Genomic DNA, 12,858 nt, shown 5'->3' with positions numbered 1-12,858 from the left:
GCGAATATCCGAGCTTCCTTAGATCAGCGGCTCATTCGCCTTCTTGTGCTTCCAGCTGTCGTTGCCCGGCAGGATCAGATTCAAACCAATCGCCACCACCGCGCACAGCGCGATGCCTTTGAGGCCGAAATCGTCCGGCCCGGTGCCGGTGCCGATCAGCACGCCGCCGATCCCGAATACCAGGGTCACCGAAACAATCACCAGATTGCGCGCCTCGCCCAGGTCGATCTTGTGGCGGATCAGCGTGTTCATTCCCACCGCCGCAATCGAGCCGAACAACAGGCAGAGAATCCCGCCCATTACCGGCACCGGAATGCTTTGCAGCAGTGCGCCGAACTTGCCGATAAACGCCAGGCTGATGGCGAATATCGCCGCCCAGGTCATGATTTTCGGGTTGTAGTTCTTGGTCAGCATGACCGCGCCAGTCACTTCGGCGTAGGTCGTGTTGGGCGGGCCGCCGAACAGGCCGGCCGCCGTGGTGGCAATGCCGTCGCCGAGCAGGGTGCGGTGCAGGCCGGGCTTCTTCAGGTAATCGCGACCGGTCACGCTACCCACGGCAATCACGCCGCCGATGTGTTCGATCGCCGGGGCCAGGGCCACCGGAACGATGAACAGAATCGCCTGCCAGTTGAATTCCGGAGCGGTGAAGTTCGGGATGGATAACCACGGTGCCGCGGCAATCTTTGCGACATCGACCACGCCGAAGTAGAACGACATGCCGAAACCGACCAGCACGCCGGAGATGATCGGCACCAGGCGGAAAATGCCCTTGCCGAAAACCGCGACGATCAGCGTGGTCAGCAGCGCGGGCATCGAGATCATCATCGCCGTCTGGTAGTGAACCAACTCACTGCCGTCGCCGGCCTTGCCCATGGCCATGTTGGCGGCAATCGGCGCCATGGCCAGGCCGATCGAAATGATCACCGGCCCGATCACCACCGGCGGCAGCAGACGGTCGATGAAACCGGTGCCTTTGATCTTCACCGCGAGGCCGAGGAAGGTGTAGACGAAACCCGCCGCCATCACGCCGCCCATGGTCGCGGCCAGGCCGAACTGGCCCTTGGCGAGAATGATCGGGGTGATGAAGGCAAAGCTCGATGCCAGGAACACCGGCACCTGACGCCCGGTGACGATCTGGAACAGGATCGTCCCCAGGCCGGCCGTGAATAGCGCTACGTTCGGGTCGAGACCGGTAATCAGCGGCATCAACACCAGGGCACCGAAGGCCACGAACAGCATCTGCGCACCCGACAGCACCGTGCGCCAGAGCGGATCGTTGAACTCTTGCTGCATGCTTACGCGTCCTTCTGCTTGGTGCCGAAGATCTTGTCACCGGCATCGCCAAGCCCTGGGATGATGTAACCGTGTTCGTTCAGTTTTTGATCAATGGAAGCGGTGTAGATGATCACGTCCGGGTGAGCTTTCTCAACCACAGCGATGCCTTCTGGCGCGGCGACCAGCACCATGGCGCGGATGTCCTTGCAGCCGGCTTTTTTCAGCAGGTCGATGGTGGCAACCATCGAGCCGCCGGTGGCAAGCATCGGGTCGATGATCATCGCCAGGCGTTCGTCGATTTCCGGTACCAGTTTTTCCAGGTAGGTGTGGGCTTCAAGGGTTTCCTCGTTGCGAGCCACGCCGACGGCGCTGACCTTGGCGCCCGGGATCAGGCTGAGCACGCCTTCGAGCATGCCGATACCAGCACGCAGGATCGGTACCACAGTGATTTTCTTGCCGGCGATTTTCTCGACCGATACGGTGCCGCACCAGCCTTCGATATCGTAGGCTTCCAGCGGCAGGTCTTTGGTGGCTTCATAGGTCAGCAGAGCGCCGACTTCCTGAGCGAGCTCGCGGAAATTCTTGGTGCTGATGTCTGCACGGCGCATAAGGCCAAGTTTGTGACGGATCAGCGGGTGGCGGATCTCTTGGATGGACATGGGAAAGGCTCCGGCGGCGGGCAAAAAAACCGGCCTAGATTAATCTATCCGAGGGTGTTGTCCTATAGACATACAGTACGTTAGTCCACAAACGCTTGATCTGACCGTGCGGGATGCGTACCTTTGCCCGCTTTTCCGAAATCGAACCCCCTTGGAGAGCGCCATGTCCGCTGATCTCGAGCATATCCGTCAAATCATGCGAGAGGCTGACTGCCTGTACACCGAAGCTGAAGTCGAGGCCGCCATCGCCCGCGTCGGTGCACAAATCAACGAACAATTGGCCGACAGCAACCCGGTGGTGTTCTGCGTGATGAACGGCGGCCTGATCTTCTCCGGCAAACTGCTGACCTGTCTGCAGTTCCCGCTGGAAGCGTCCTATCTGCACGCTACCCGCTATCGCAACGAAACCAGCGGCGGCGACCTGTTCTGGAAAGCCAAGCCGGAAGTCTCGTTCATCGACCGCGACGTGCTGATCATCGACGACATCCTTGACGAAGGTCACACCCTGGGTGCGATCATCGATTTCTGCCGTCACGCCGGCGCGCGCAAAGTGCACACCGCCGTGCTGATCGACAAGGACCACGACCGCAAGGCCCGCCCTGACCTGAAGGCAGACTTCGTCGGCCTGCCGTGCGTCGACCGCTACATCTTCGGTTACGGCATGGACTACAAAGGCTACTGGCGTAATGCCAACGGGATTTTCGCCGTTAAAGGAATGTAAGACATGGATACGCCTCGCTTTCTGGATCAGACCTTGTTCGCCGAGCTGGCCGGGAAAGCCGCGGCCAATCCTCGTGGGCGCCAGCATCACAACTTCCACCAGATGGAGGACGCTTGCCATCGCATGGCGGTGGGGTTGCAGCCGTCCACGTATATCCCGCCTCACCGGCATTTGGGCGACAACAAGGCCGAAACCCTGTTGGTCCTCAAGGGTCGGCTGGGCGTGTTGATCTTTGATGAGACGGGTACGGTGCTGAGCAAGACCGTGCTTCAGGCCGGTGGCGACTGTGTTGGTGTGGACCTGCCAACCGGTGTGTTCCACGGTTTGGTGGTGCTGGAGGCCGACAGCCTGATGTTCGAATGCAAGGCCGGTCCTTACCGTCCGGTCGGTGAAGGTGAACTGGCGCATTGGGCGCCACGCGAAGGCGAGCCCGGTGTTGCCGAATATCAGGCCTGGATGCGCGCGCAGTTCGACTGATTGATTTTGTACCCTGTAGGAGCCGGCTCGCTCCTACAGGACGCGTTCACCCTTGGAGCCAGCCATGAGCCTTTTGATCCGCAGTTGCGCCGCCCTGTTGCTGACCCTTAGCCTGCCTCTGGCTGCCGCGCCGGCGCCCATGCACGCGCAGTTCCTGCCGCCCGATGACTTGACCCTGCGTGACAGCGAACCCGAACAGCAACAATTGTTGCAGGTTACCGAGTATTCGGTGGTGGTCGGCAGCCAGCGTCAATCCAGTCAACAGCCGATTCCGGTCACTTCGCCGCTGATGATTCGACTCAAGGGCAAATCCCTGAACAAGGGCGCCACCATCAGTCAGGTGCTGGTCAATTTCGATGGCGAAAGCAAAAGCCTGAAGAAGCCGGTCTACGATGAGCCGAGCAAGACCCTGACCCTCTATTACCCGCTGGCGCAATACCGGGTGGTGATCGACTTGTTGCGCAACGACACGGTGTATTGCCAGTTTCTCAGCTACGCCAATGGGCATGTCTGGGCCGATCTGCACACCGGCAGCACTCGTGCGCGTTGAGCCCTTTGCCTGCGCAGGGGTAAACTGCCCGCCCCGTGAAATGTCTGCGAGCTGGAGTCGGCAATGCGTAAAGATAAAAAACAAGTGATTGGTGACGAGATCGGCGATGAGCAGATCAAGTTGTTCCTCGATTTCGAACCGGTCGGCGCGACTTCTCCGTCCCTGCACAAACTGGTCAAGGCCTACCGTGGCCTGCGCATCGACGATTTCGAGCGTTTCCTGACGTTTTTCGTCGAAGCGGGTTACGACGTGAATGGCAAGGATGAGCACGGCAATGACTTCATTGCCCTGATCAAGGATCAGCGCAACGCGGCGGATTACATCGAGCTGATCGAAAAGGCTCGCAGCTGAGTAAATACAGCCATAAAAAAACGCCCCGCCTCAGTGAGAACGGGGCGTTTTTCATGGCGCCGAATCAAGCGTAGCTTTCGGTCTCGCTGCTGGCTTCAACCAGTTCCAGGGCAACGTTGTTCTGCGCGTTGATCTTGCGATACAGCGCAGCGTCGGTTTCCAGAACCTTTTCCCGGGCCGGGAAAATTTCGGCCAGTTTGGTGGCCCATTCGCCCTTGGCTTTGCTCGGGAAGCATTTTTCGATCAGCTCGAGCATGATCGAAACGGTCACCGAAGCACCTGGAGAGGCGCCGAGCAGTGCCGCCAGGGAACCGTCCTTGGCCGCGACCAGTTCGGTACCGAATTGCAGGATGCCGCCTTTTTTCGGGTCTTTCTTGATGATCTGCACCCGTTGGCCGGCCACTTCCAGGCGCCAGTCTTCGGGTTTCGCCTGCGGGTAGAAGCGACGCAGGGAATCCAGGCGCTGCTCCATCGACTGCATCACTTCGCTGACCAGGTACTTGGTCAGGTCCATGTTGTTTTTCGCCACGGCGAGCATCGGGCCGATGTTGCCGGCGCGAACCGACATCGGCAGGTCCATGAAGGAACCGTGCTTGAGGAACTTGGTGGTGAAGCCGGCGTACGGTCCGAACAGCAGGGATTTCTTGCCATCGACTACGCGGGTGTCAAGGTGCGGCACGGACATGGGTGGAGAACCCACTGCGGCCTGGCTGTAGACCTTGGCCTGGTGGTGCTTGACCACTTCCGGGTTGTCGCAACGCAGCCACTGGCCGCTGATCGGGAAGCCGCCGAAGCCTTTGCTTTCTTCGATGCCTGAGGCTTGCAGCAGCGGCAGTGCCGCGCCGCCAGCGCCGAGGAAGACGAATTTTGCGTCGACTTCACGGGTATTGCCGCTGTTGACGTCCTTGATGCTGACGGTCCAGCCGCCGTTGCTGCGCTTGAGGCCAGTCACGCGCTTGCAGTACTTGACCTGGGCATCGGGTGCACTGGTCAGGTGCTTGAGCAACTGGTTGGTCAGGGCGCCGAAGTTGACGTCGGTGCCATTGATCACGCGGGTCGCGGCGAGGGTTTCGCCAGGGTCGCGGCCAGGCATCATCAGCGGCATCCACTCGGCCATTTTGGCCTTGTCTTCGGTGTATTCCATGTCGGCGAAGGCGTGGTGCTTGCTCAGCACCTTGAAGCGTTCCTTGAGGAAGGACACGCCGCTGTCGCCCTGCACGAAACTCAGGTGTGGCACCGGGCTGATAAATGATTTGCACGAGCCGAACGTGCCTTTTCGGGTCAGGTACGACCAGAACTGCTTCGACACCTCGAACTGGGTGTTGATGTGCACGGCTTTCTTGATGTCGACGGCGCCATTGGCTGCCTGCGGCGTGTAGTTGAGCTCACACAGCCCGGCGTGACCGGTACCGGCGTTGTTCCATGGGTTGGAACTCTCCGCGGCACCGGAATCCATCAGCTCGACGACTTCCAGCGTGATCGCGGGGTCGAGCTCTTTGAGCAGTACCGCCAGGGTGGCACTCATGATGCCGGCCCCAACCAGTACTACGTCGACTGCTTCGTTATGCGCCATTTAACGCGTCTCCAAAATCTGCAGCACCAAATTGTCGGCATGGCTGCCAGGAGTGACGGGGCGTGTCAGTGTTGCCCCAGGTACCCATGGCAGTGTCGCCATGTCCGAATCTTCGCAATTTATCGCAACTTCGACGGACGCTACCTGCCGGGCCTATGAGCCATATGAACTCATTTCAGCGCGCGGGAGGCAATTCGACTTATGGTCGATACGTCCGTTTGTGCAACCAAATCCGTAGCGGACAGGCTTCAGGCTCCGGTGTTCGAGGAATACTCGGTCCTGTGTCGTTGGGCTGTTGTAGACGCTAATGGTGCATGTTCAGACGCAAAACTATTCATTTGCTCGCCACACTCTTGTGAAGTTGTGAAAACCCGTTTTTTTCACGCTCTTTTGAAGACGTGAACCTCAAAAAGGGCTGTCCCAGCCTGGCACCGTGCCCGGATGGATTGCCGCCATGAGATACAAGGCAGGCAAAACGGGCAAACAGCTCAGTGACCGAGCGTAATGACAGCTCTGCAGATTCGCGAAAAGTGGAGGTTTTGCTCAACGAAACAGCAAGCGCGCCAGCTTCACTCGATCTGTGTGGGCGGCTCTCTGTGGGCAGTGCGGGGTGTCAACACAAGCGCATTGACGATGCTGCGAGGCCCGATCAGGAGACGTCCTTATAATCGGGGGGAGATTGTATCTAAGAAACGCAGGGAAATGGTCGTGTTTAATGACTTTTATTAGGTGTTTGGTCAGGTCGTCATCAATTGCTGTGCTCGCGAGCGTGGCTGGTGCTGTTGCGAAACGACGTGGGCACCGGCCGGCAGCGGCTGATTCAGCCAGTTCAGGCGGATCTCTTCGACTTCAACCCAGCCATCGCCCATGGGCTGGAGGCTGCACTGCTTGAAGGCCTGGCAATGGCCATTGCTGTCGAGCAGGGCAAAGCAGCGGTGCAGTGGGCGTGGTGCGAACAACGAAACGAGGTATCGCATGGCAATTTACCTTGTGGGGTGGTTGTTGTGAAAATAGCCCACTAGCCGTTACGTGCAAGTGTATGAGTGATGACAGACAGGTGACAAGAACCGCTTTCCCAAGGAGTTGTCAAAGACTTCATCAAACACTGTGAGGTGCTGGTTCCCCACAGTGGCGCACCGCTATACTGCCGGCCTGTTTGTGCCTGATTCTGGAGAGAAGAGCATGTTGCAACGCCTGTTGTTCGGTTTGATCACTGTGACCAGTTTGACCCTGGTTGGCTGCGCCCACAGCCCGCAACAACTGAGCCCGGAACCCAAGTTGACCGCCCAGTTGGCCCCGGTCGGCCATGGCCAGCCCGTTGTGGTACGTGTAGTGGACGGTCGTCCGTCGCCGACACTGGGTACCCGTGGCGGCCTGTATCCGGAGACCAGCGCGATCACCGTGCAGGGCGCGCAGATCCTGCCTAAGCTGCAGGCCCAGGCTGAAGCCGCCGTGCGTCTGTTGGGCTTTACCCCGACGAACAACGCCATGAATGCACCGCAACTGACCGTGACCCTGGCAGAGTTGAAGTACCAGTCGCCCAAGGAAGGTCTGTACGTGACCGAGGCCACCATCGGCGCGACGTTCCGCTCCGATGTGCAGAACGCCAACCGTCGCTACAGCGGCCGTTATGGCTCATCCCTGGATCAGCGCTTCGGTATGGCGCCGAATCAGGAAACCAACACCAAGCTGGTCAGCGATGTGTTGAGCGATGCGTTGACCCGCCTGTTCAAGGACCCGACCGTGGGCCAGATTCTCGGCGAGTAATCTTCGCGGGATGTGAAAAAGCCCGGTGCCAGCGATGGTTCCGGGCTTTTTCATGTCTGTTGGGTTGAGTCGGATTCACACTGAGCAAATGTGGGAATGGTTGTGTCAGGCTGCCTCGGAGTAGAAGTCCAGCACACTCACACCCGTCAGCAAATCCGTTTCCGGCAAGTCCGCATGTTGATGTCCACCCAAGGCGCAATACACCAGCCAATGGCGGTCTTGAACGTTGAAAGCGAGGCTGCCGACGAGGGCTTGCTGTTCTTCGCTGGGGGTGATTAGGTAAAGACGATCCTGGTTTTCGGCGTGGAGCATGACGTGGTCCCTGTCGGTTTCGAGGCGCGCATGGTCGCCGATACAGATGACGATGCCGTGACTCAGGACAGCCTTTGATCGATTGCTTCGTTATTTGTCGGAAACAGAGGGCAGGGGCGCGGGCTTTCGGTAGAATTCGCGCCGCGGTCGCCGGTCCGGCACCTGCCACCTGTTTTACTTGAGGTTTGTGATGTCGCTGCACTTGATGACGCTGTTTACCGCCCATCCCGCCAAATTGATCAATCTGCTGGCCTTGCTCTTTGCCTTCCCGGGCGGCTGGTTGCTGCACGCCACCCGTCGTCGCGAACTGCGCGCGATGGCCAGTTTGCAGATGCAGCGCCAGAGCAGTCCCAACGTAGAGCCTACGCTGGACTGGGCGACCTTGCGCAGGAACCGGTTTTTCTACATTTTCGGTTTTGCCTGCATGGGGATGGCGTTGCTGGTGTCTTGGATCAGTACGCAGGTCTGAAGTCTTGATGCAGCACCCTCGCAGATACAAAAAACGGCGCCTCAAGGGCGCCGTTTTTGCGTCTGGCCGAAACCGCTTACAGCGGTAACCCTGCCTTCACCCGGTACTGGTTGCGTACCGGCGTCGCATATTGCAGCACCAGGAATGGACGATGCTCTTCGGGGCAGGCGTCCAGGCGGCGTTGCCATTCTTCCTGGGCCTTGGTCAGTTCTTCGGCCGGGAACACTTGCGCAGCTTTTGGTACCTGCAGTTGCGGGTCAGCGTCCTTCCACTGCGCATAAGCCAGGTAATGCACCGGGAACAAGCGATAGCCACTGAGGATTTGCTTGTCCATCTCGACCGCCAATTGCTTGGTGTCTTCGAACAGGTCGGTGATGGGCGCGGCAAAGTTCACATGCACCCGGCCCTTGTAGCCGGTGATGCCCTTGGCGATGCTCACGTCATCCTCGCCCGGCACCTTGGTGTAGCTGCCGGTGGTGGCGCGGATGTAAAGCTCGCGGGCCTTGGCCTGATCGCACGGGTCGTATTCGTAGCTGATCGACACAGGGGTCAGATTCAGCGACTGAATGACTTCACCGAACGGCTCGTCCTTGCGGCTCATGTGGAACATCTTGAGGATCGCCGATTCGGTGCGGTCGTCACCGTCCTTGGCACGCCCCTCGGCCTGGGCAATCCAGATCGAGGCGCAATCGTTGCGGATCGAATGGTTGATGTACGCCGACAGCAATTGATAGGCCGCCATTTTCTCCCGACGCCCGCTGATCGAGCGGTGCACGATGAAGCTCTTGTTCAGGCGCATCAGGTCGCTGACGAAAGGCTTTTGCAGCAGGTTGTCGCCAATGGCAATGCGCGGGGTCGGCAGACCGGCGTGATACACGGCATAGTTGACGAAGGCCGGGTCCATCACGATATCGCGGTGGTTGGCGATAAACAGGTAGGCGCTGCCGGACTTGAATTGCTCCACCCCGGTATAGGTGACACCGTCGGTGGCACGCTCGATGGTATGGTCGACGTAATGCTCGACTTTGTCCTGTAACGTGGCCACGGAGGTCACGCCGGCAAACTCACGGCGCAGCCGATGGGCTATAAGAGGTTTGAGCGCCCAGCCTAAAGCGCCGGCGAAACGCGGGAAGCGGAAGTGGGTGAGGATATCTAGAAACGCCTTGTCGCCGAGCAGCCGTGCCAGCACTGCCGGGACTTCACTGTCGTCGTAAGGTCGGATGGCATCGAATTCGCCCATCATGCTCTCTTGTTAGAAACGGCTAGGGTAAGTAAAGGTTTTGATCGAAAACCGGCGGGGCACGGTCTGAAAAGTAGCCAGACAAAAATAGCCCTGCAAATAGACCGGCGATTATACGCACAAGTCACCTGGGAGACTGCGATGCTGGAAAACGCGCTGTATGAATGTCCGTATTGTGGTGAGGAGGTAGAGACTACTCTGGATTTGTCCGGTGGCGATCAGACCTACATCGAGGACTGCCAGGTGTGCTGCCGGCCGATAACGTTCGTGTTGCAGGTTCATGGAGAGGAATGGCATCTCGAAGTGTTCAGTGAAAACGAGTGAGGGGCGTGTATGCAGCGCATCTACGATCCGGAAAACCTGATGGAAGGCGAGTTGCTGCAAGGCATGCTCGCCAGCGAAGGTATCGAGGCGCATCTGGTGGGCCGTGATTTGCTCGGGGGCAGCGGCGAGTTGCCGATCTATGGCCTGCTCGGGCTGTCGGTCGAGAACGACCAGGCCGAATACGCCCGCGAGCTGATCACCGCGTACAATGCCGCGCTGCCGCTGTCCGGCGATGACCCGGAGAGCTTTCCCGGCACGCTGGTCTGTTAGGCTGGCGTTCGTTTGATCAAGAGCCGTGTTGCCCCATGTGTGGACGTTATGCCCTGTTTCGCTGGAATCCCGCCTTCGCGGCACTGCCCGGTTTTCCCGCCGACCAGCAGGCGCAGTGGAACATTTCCCCCAATGATTCGGTGTTGATGCTGCGGGCCGAGCCTGACGGCCAGCGCACGCTGGCCCGCGCCCGTTGGGGCCTGACGCCGCCTTGGCTGACCGATCTGTCGCGCACTCCGGCCCACGCCCGTGCCGAAACCGTTGCCGAACAACCGATGTTCCGCGAAGCCCTGCGCTTGCGCCGCTGCCTGTTGCCGGCCAATGGTTTTTACGAATGGCGCGGCACCACCCGCAAGCGGCCGTACTGGCTGACGCCGGGGGAGGGCTCGTCATTGTTCTTTGCGGCGATCTGGGAGGCGTATCCGGTTCAGGAGCAGATGTGGCTGAGTACGGCGGTCATTACCCAGCCAGCCGCCAGTCAGCGTCGACCGTTGATTCTCGATGAGGCGGGGCAGGCGGCATGGCTGGATCCGGATACGCCGCTGCATGCCTTGCAAGCCTTGCTGGCCAGTGAGCCCGCCGCGTTGCGCGAGCGGGTGCTGGCGAACATGGTCAATGATCCGAAGCTCAATGGGCCGGAGTGCCTTACACCGGGTTGAGTGGTGTGTTGTCAGTGTCGGCCTCTTCGCGAGCAGGCTCGCTCCCACAAAGGATTGGCTTGCGCCGCAGATCCAGTGTGGAAGCGAGCCTGCTCGCGATAAGGTCCGCAGGACCTTCCGGCAACATTTAGACCCTGAACTGATTGATCAACCGCCGCTGCTGCTCGGCCAGTTTGGTCAAGTCCGCACTGGCTGCACTCGATTCATCCGCGCCACCGGCCACTTCATTGGCCACTTGCCCGATGTTGATCACGTTGCGGTTGATGTCGTCCGCTACCGCGCTTTGCTCTTCGGCCGCGCTGGCAATCTGGGTGTTCATGTCGTTGATCACCGACACCGCCTGGGTAATGGTTTCCAGTGCTTCGGCGGCCTTGGAGGCGTGCAGTACGCTTTCGTCCGTGCGGTTCTGGCTGTCTTCCATGACTCGCACCACATCCCGCGTGCCTTGCTGGAGTTGCTGGATCATGGTCTGGATTTCTTCGGTGGCCTTTTGTGTCTTCTGCGCCAGGTTACGCACCTCGTCGGCCACCACGGCAAACCCTCGGCCCTGTTCACCGGCACGGGCGGCTTCGATGGCTGCGTTCAGAGCCAGCAGGTTGGTCTGCTCGGCGATCCCGCGAATGGCGGTGAGGATGGCATTGATGTTTTCGCTGTCCCTGGCCAGGGTTTGCACCACGCCGACAGCCCGGCCGATCTCCACGGCGAGGGCGCCAATCGAGTCCGACGTGTCACGCACGATCTGCATGCCCTGGCTGGCGGCCTGATCGGCATGGCTGGCGGCCTGTGCGGCCTGGGTCGCATTGCGCGCCACGTCCTGGGCGGTGGCGGTCATTTCCTGCACGGCGGTGGCCACCTGATCGATCTCGGCCATTTGTTTGTGTACACCTGTGTTGGTGCGGATGGCGATGTCGGCGGTGTGTTCCGAGGAATCGCTGACGCTCTGCACCGAAGTCACCACTTGGGTGATCATCGCCTGCAACTTGGCCAGGAAAGTGTTGAACCCCTTGGCAATCGAACCCAGTTCATCGGCGCGGTCGCTGGTCAGGCGTCGGGTCAGGTCACCTTCGCCCTGGGCGATGTCGTCGAGCATGGCCACCATCTGCTTGAGTGGGCGGGCGATGCCGTGGCCTACCAGCCAGATCACCAGCAAGCCGATACCGGCGATCACCAGACCGACCATCGCCATGCCGAAGGTGTCGGATTTGCGCTGTGCGTTCAGGTCGGCCTGGAGTTTTTGCAGGTCGGCCATCACCGCGTTCAGCGGCAGTTGCAGCATCAAGGTCCAGCGGGCGTCGGTTTGGCCGATGCCGAAAGGCAGGTACAGCTCGATCCGGCCCTGGGCCTTGTCGACGGTGTAGGTCACTTCGCCGCGCTTGAGATTGGCCATGTTGGCAATCTGCTTGCTGTCGAGGATGTCACTGACTTTTTCACCGAATTTGCTCGGATCCTTGGTGTACGCAACGATCCGGCCATTGCCGCCAACCAGGGCCATTTCACCTGCGCCGCTGTAGAGTTTCTGGTTGGCGCCCAGGAGCATTTCCTGAATGAAGTTCACCGACAGGTCGGCACCGACGATGCCCTGGAAGGCACCGTTGAGCATGATCGGTTCAATAAAGGAGGCGAGCATCACGATTTTGTCGCCCACCTTGTAAGGCGCCGGATCGATCACGCAGGATTTTTTGGTTTCTTTCGAGCACAGGTAGTACTCGCTGGCGCGCACGCCGGTGGACAAGGTCTTCTGATCGTCGACGTCCACCAGCTTGTCCAGGCCCAGGGTGCCGTCGTCATTGCGAAACCACCAGGGCAGGAAGCGCCCGTTGCTGGCGTCGATGCCGACCACCTGGGTGCCGACGTAGGCCGTATCGTCATGATCCAGTGCGTCTTTTTCCCAACCGATGTAGGTGCCGAGGATTTTCGGGTTCTTGACCACGTTTTCCTTGATCAGGCCGATCAGTTGCTCGCGGCTGAGGCTCAGGGCGGGCTTGCCATCGGCACCCGGTGTGCCGATCAGGGCATTGACCCGCACCAGTCCGCCGGCAATCAGCAGCGGTGCTTCGAGTTCACGCTGGATCTGACTGACCTGGGTTTGCGCCAGTGACGTCAGGCGTTGTTCGATGACTTGCTCGAATTGGGCCTGGGTCCGCTCCTGGACCATGTCTTGCGTGCGGGCGCCGGAAAACAGCGCGTACACCACCAACGCTGCCACGACAC

Annotated in this window: 16 protein-coding genes and 1 pseudogene; 9 read left to right on the top strand and 8 right to left on the bottom strand. The window is 59.7% G+C overall.

Annotation, left to right across the window (positions count from 1 at the left end):
• Window positions 1–18 precede the first annotated feature (18 nt).
• Both CAF65_RS08920 and upp read right to left on the bottom strand, forming a co-directional pair.
• Window positions 19–1,293 (bottom strand): uracil-xanthine permease family protein, encoded by a 1,275-nt coding sequence (locus tag CAF65_RS08920; protein WP_085715954.1) that lies wholly within the window; start codon window positions 1,291–1,293, stop codon window positions 19–21.
• Window positions 1,294–1,295: 2 nt separating this feature from the next.
• Window positions 1,296–1,934, bottom strand: coding sequence for a uracil phosphoribosyltransferase (upp, locus tag CAF65_RS08915; protein WP_085715953.1), 639 nt, complete (start codon window positions 1,932–1,934; stop codon window positions 1,296–1,298).
• A gap of 163 nt (window positions 1,935–2,097) precedes the next feature.
• Between upp and CAF65_RS08910 the strand changes: the two genes are divergently transcribed.
• From CAF65_RS08910 to CAF65_RS08895, 4 genes are all read left to right on the top strand, one after another.
• Entirely contained in the window at window positions 2,098–2,655 is a 558-nt protein-coding gene (locus CAF65_RS08910; protein WP_085715952.1) for a hypoxanthine-guanine phosphoribosyltransferase, read from the top strand.
• A gap of 3 nt (window positions 2,656–2,658) precedes the next feature.
• Window positions 2,659–3,132: a WbuC family cupin fold metalloprotein gene (locus CAF65_RS08905; protein ID WP_007981336.1), complete on the top strand. Its 474-nt coding sequence runs from the start codon at window positions 2,659–2,661 to the stop codon at window positions 3,130–3,132.
• Window positions 3,133–3,196: 64 nt separating this feature from the next.
• Entirely contained in the window at window positions 3,197–3,682 is a 486-nt protein-coding gene (locus CAF65_RS08900; RefSeq protein ID WP_085715951.1) for a hypothetical protein, read from the top strand.
• Window positions 3,683–3,745: 63 nt separating this feature from the next.
• Window positions 3,746–4,033, top strand: a complete 288-nt coding sequence (locus CAF65_RS08895; protein WP_085715950.1) for a PA4642 family protein — start codon at window positions 3,746–3,748, stop codon at window positions 4,031–4,033.
• Between the two features lie 64 nt (window positions 4,034–4,097).
• Here CAF65_RS08895 and mqo read toward each other — a convergent pair whose 3' ends face one another.
• The gene (mqo, locus tag CAF65_RS08890) at window positions 4,098–5,606 is read right to left on the bottom strand and encodes a malate dehydrogenase (quinone) (RefSeq protein WP_085715949.1); all 1,509 of its coding nucleotides are present in this window, start codon (window positions 5,604–5,606) and stop codon (window positions 4,098–4,100) included.
• 737 nt (window positions 5,607–6,343) lie between these two features.
• A complete protein-coding gene (locus CAF65_RS08885; RefSeq protein ID WP_085715948.1) occupies window positions 6,344–6,583 on the bottom strand; it encodes a hypothetical protein in 240 nt (79 codons plus the stop codon).
• Between the two features lie 205 nt (window positions 6,584–6,788).
• On the opposite strand from CAF65_RS08885, the gene CAF65_RS08880 reads away from it, so the two are divergent.
• The gene (locus CAF65_RS08880; protein WP_008016656.1) at window positions 6,789–7,373 is read left to right on the top strand and encodes a YajG family lipoprotein; all 585 of its coding nucleotides are present in this window, start codon (window positions 6,789–6,791) and stop codon (window positions 7,371–7,373) included.
• A 105-nt stretch (window positions 7,374–7,478) separates the two neighbouring features.
• On the opposite strand, the gene CAF65_RS08875 is transcribed toward CAF65_RS08880, so the two are convergent.
• Complete coding sequence (locus tag CAF65_RS08875; protein WP_043302221.1) at window positions 7,479–7,685, bottom strand: hypothetical protein; 207 nt, start codon at window positions 7,683–7,685, stop codon at window positions 7,479–7,481.
• A gap of 190 nt (window positions 7,686–7,875) precedes the next feature.
• Between CAF65_RS08875 and CAF65_RS08870 the strand changes: the two genes are divergently transcribed.
• Window positions 7,876–8,154 carry a hypothetical protein gene (locus tag CAF65_RS08870; protein ID WP_085715947.1) on the top strand — a complete coding sequence of 93 codons (279 nt, stop codon included), beginning with the start codon at window positions 7,876–7,878 and terminating at the stop codon, window positions 8,152–8,154.
• A 76-nt stretch (window positions 8,155–8,230) separates the two neighbouring features.
• On the opposite strand, the gene CAF65_RS08865 is transcribed toward CAF65_RS08870, so the two are convergent.
• Window positions 8,231–9,397, bottom strand: a complete 1,167-nt coding sequence (locus CAF65_RS08865; protein ID WP_085715946.1) for a 1-acyl-sn-glycerol-3-phosphate acyltransferase — start codon at window positions 9,395–9,397, stop codon at window positions 8,231–8,233.
• Between the two features lie 138 nt (window positions 9,398–9,535).
• On the opposite strand from CAF65_RS08865, the gene CAF65_RS08860 reads away from it, so the two are divergent.
• The 3 genes from CAF65_RS08860 to CAF65_RS08850 are packed head-to-tail and all read left to right on the top strand — an operon-like array spanning window position 9,536 to window position 10,647.
• Complete coding sequence (locus CAF65_RS08860; protein ID WP_085715945.1) at window positions 9,536–9,718, top strand: CPXCG motif-containing cysteine-rich protein; 183 nt, start codon at window positions 9,536–9,538, stop codon at window positions 9,716–9,718.
• 9 nt (window positions 9,719–9,727) lie between these two features.
• The gene (locus CAF65_RS08855) at window positions 9,728–9,988 is read left to right on the top strand and encodes a putative signal transducing protein (RefSeq protein WP_085715944.1); all 261 of its coding nucleotides are present in this window, start codon (window positions 9,728–9,730) and stop codon (window positions 9,986–9,988) included.
• 35 nt (window positions 9,989–10,023) lie between these two features.
• Complete coding sequence (locus CAF65_RS08850; RefSeq protein WP_085715943.1) at window positions 10,024–10,647, top strand: SOS response-associated peptidase; 624 nt, start codon at window positions 10,024–10,026, stop codon at window positions 10,645–10,647.
• A 127-nt stretch (window positions 10,648–10,774) separates the two neighbouring features.
• Here CAF65_RS08850 and CAF65_RS29025 read toward each other — a convergent pair whose 3' ends face one another.
• Together CAF65_RS29025 and CAF65_RS29020 are read right to left on the bottom strand one after the other, a co-directional pair.
• A complete protein-coding gene (locus tag CAF65_RS29025; RefSeq protein ID WP_371919003.1) occupies window positions 10,775–11,518 on the bottom strand; it encodes a methyl-accepting chemotaxis protein in 744 nt (247 codons plus the stop codon).
• A gap of 111 nt (window positions 11,519–11,629) precedes the next feature.
• Window positions 11,630–11,827: pseudogene (locus CAF65_RS29020) on the bottom strand (HAMP domain-containing protein); the annotation flags it as partial.
• Window positions 11,828–12,858: the final 1,031 nt, after the last annotated feature.

The sequence above is a fragment of the Pseudomonas sp. B28(2017) genome (assembly GCF_002113025.1).
GTDB lineage: Bacteria > Pseudomonadota > Gammaproteobacteria > Pseudomonadales > Pseudomonadaceae > Aquipseudomonas.
Note: the sequence above shows the minus strand (reverse complement) of the source record. Positions and strands in the feature narration are given on the sequence as shown.

Excerpts from the sequence above, each read along its gene's own strand:
- CAF65_RS08920 (WP_085715954.1), bottom strand. The coding sequence starts at position 1,293 with ATGCAGCAAGAGTTCAACGATCCGCTCTGGCGCACGGTGCTGTCGGGT.
- upp (WP_085715953.1), bottom strand. The coding sequence starts at position 1,934 with ATGTCCATCCAAGAGATCCGCCACCCGCTGATCCGTCACAAACTTGGC.
- CAF65_RS08910 (WP_085715952.1), top strand. The coding sequence starts at position 2,098 with ATGTCCGCTGATCTCGAGCATATCCGTCAAATCATGCGAGAGGCTGAC.
- CAF65_RS08905 (WP_007981336.1), top strand. The coding sequence starts at position 2,659 with ATGGATACGCCTCGCTTTCTGGATCAGACCTTGTTCGCCGAGCTGGCC.
- CAF65_RS08900 (WP_085715951.1), top strand. The coding sequence starts at position 3,197 with ATGAGCCTTTTGATCCGCAGTTGCGCCGCCCTGTTGCTGACCCTTAGC.
- CAF65_RS08895 (WP_085715950.1), top strand. The coding sequence starts at position 3,746 with ATGCGTAAAGATAAAAAACAAGTGATTGGTGACGAGATCGGCGATGAG.
- mqo (WP_085715949.1), bottom strand. The coding sequence starts at position 5,606 with ATGGCGCATAACGAAGCAGTCGACGTAGTACTGGTTGGGGCCGGCATC.
- CAF65_RS08885 (WP_085715948.1), bottom strand. The coding sequence starts at position 6,583 with ATGCGATACCTCGTTTCGTTGTTCGCACCACGCCCACTGCACCGCTGC.
- CAF65_RS08880 (WP_008016656.1), top strand. The coding sequence starts at position 6,789 with ATGTTGCAACGCCTGTTGTTCGGTTTGATCACTGTGACCAGTTTGACC.
- CAF65_RS08875 (WP_043302221.1), bottom strand. The coding sequence starts at position 7,685 with ATGCTCCACGCCGAAAACCAGGATCGTCTTTACCTAATCACCCCCAGC.
- CAF65_RS08870 (WP_085715947.1), top strand. The coding sequence starts at position 7,876 with ATGTCGCTGCACTTGATGACGCTGTTTACCGCCCATCCCGCCAAATTG.
- CAF65_RS08865 (WP_085715946.1), bottom strand. The coding sequence starts at position 9,397 with ATGATGGGCGAATTCGATGCCATCCGACCTTACGACGACAGTGAAGTC.
- CAF65_RS08860 (WP_085715945.1), top strand. The coding sequence starts at position 9,536 with ATGCTGGAAAACGCGCTGTATGAATGTCCGTATTGTGGTGAGGAGGTA.
- CAF65_RS08855 (WP_085715944.1), top strand. The coding sequence starts at position 9,728 with ATGCAGCGCATCTACGATCCGGAAAACCTGATGGAAGGCGAGTTGCTG.
- CAF65_RS08850 (WP_085715943.1), top strand. The coding sequence starts at position 10,024 with ATGTGTGGACGTTATGCCCTGTTTCGCTGGAATCCCGCCTTCGCGGCA.
- CAF65_RS29025 (WP_371919003.1), bottom strand. The coding sequence starts at position 11,518 with ATGGCCGAGATCGATCAGGTGGCCACCGCCGTGCAGGAAATGACCGCC.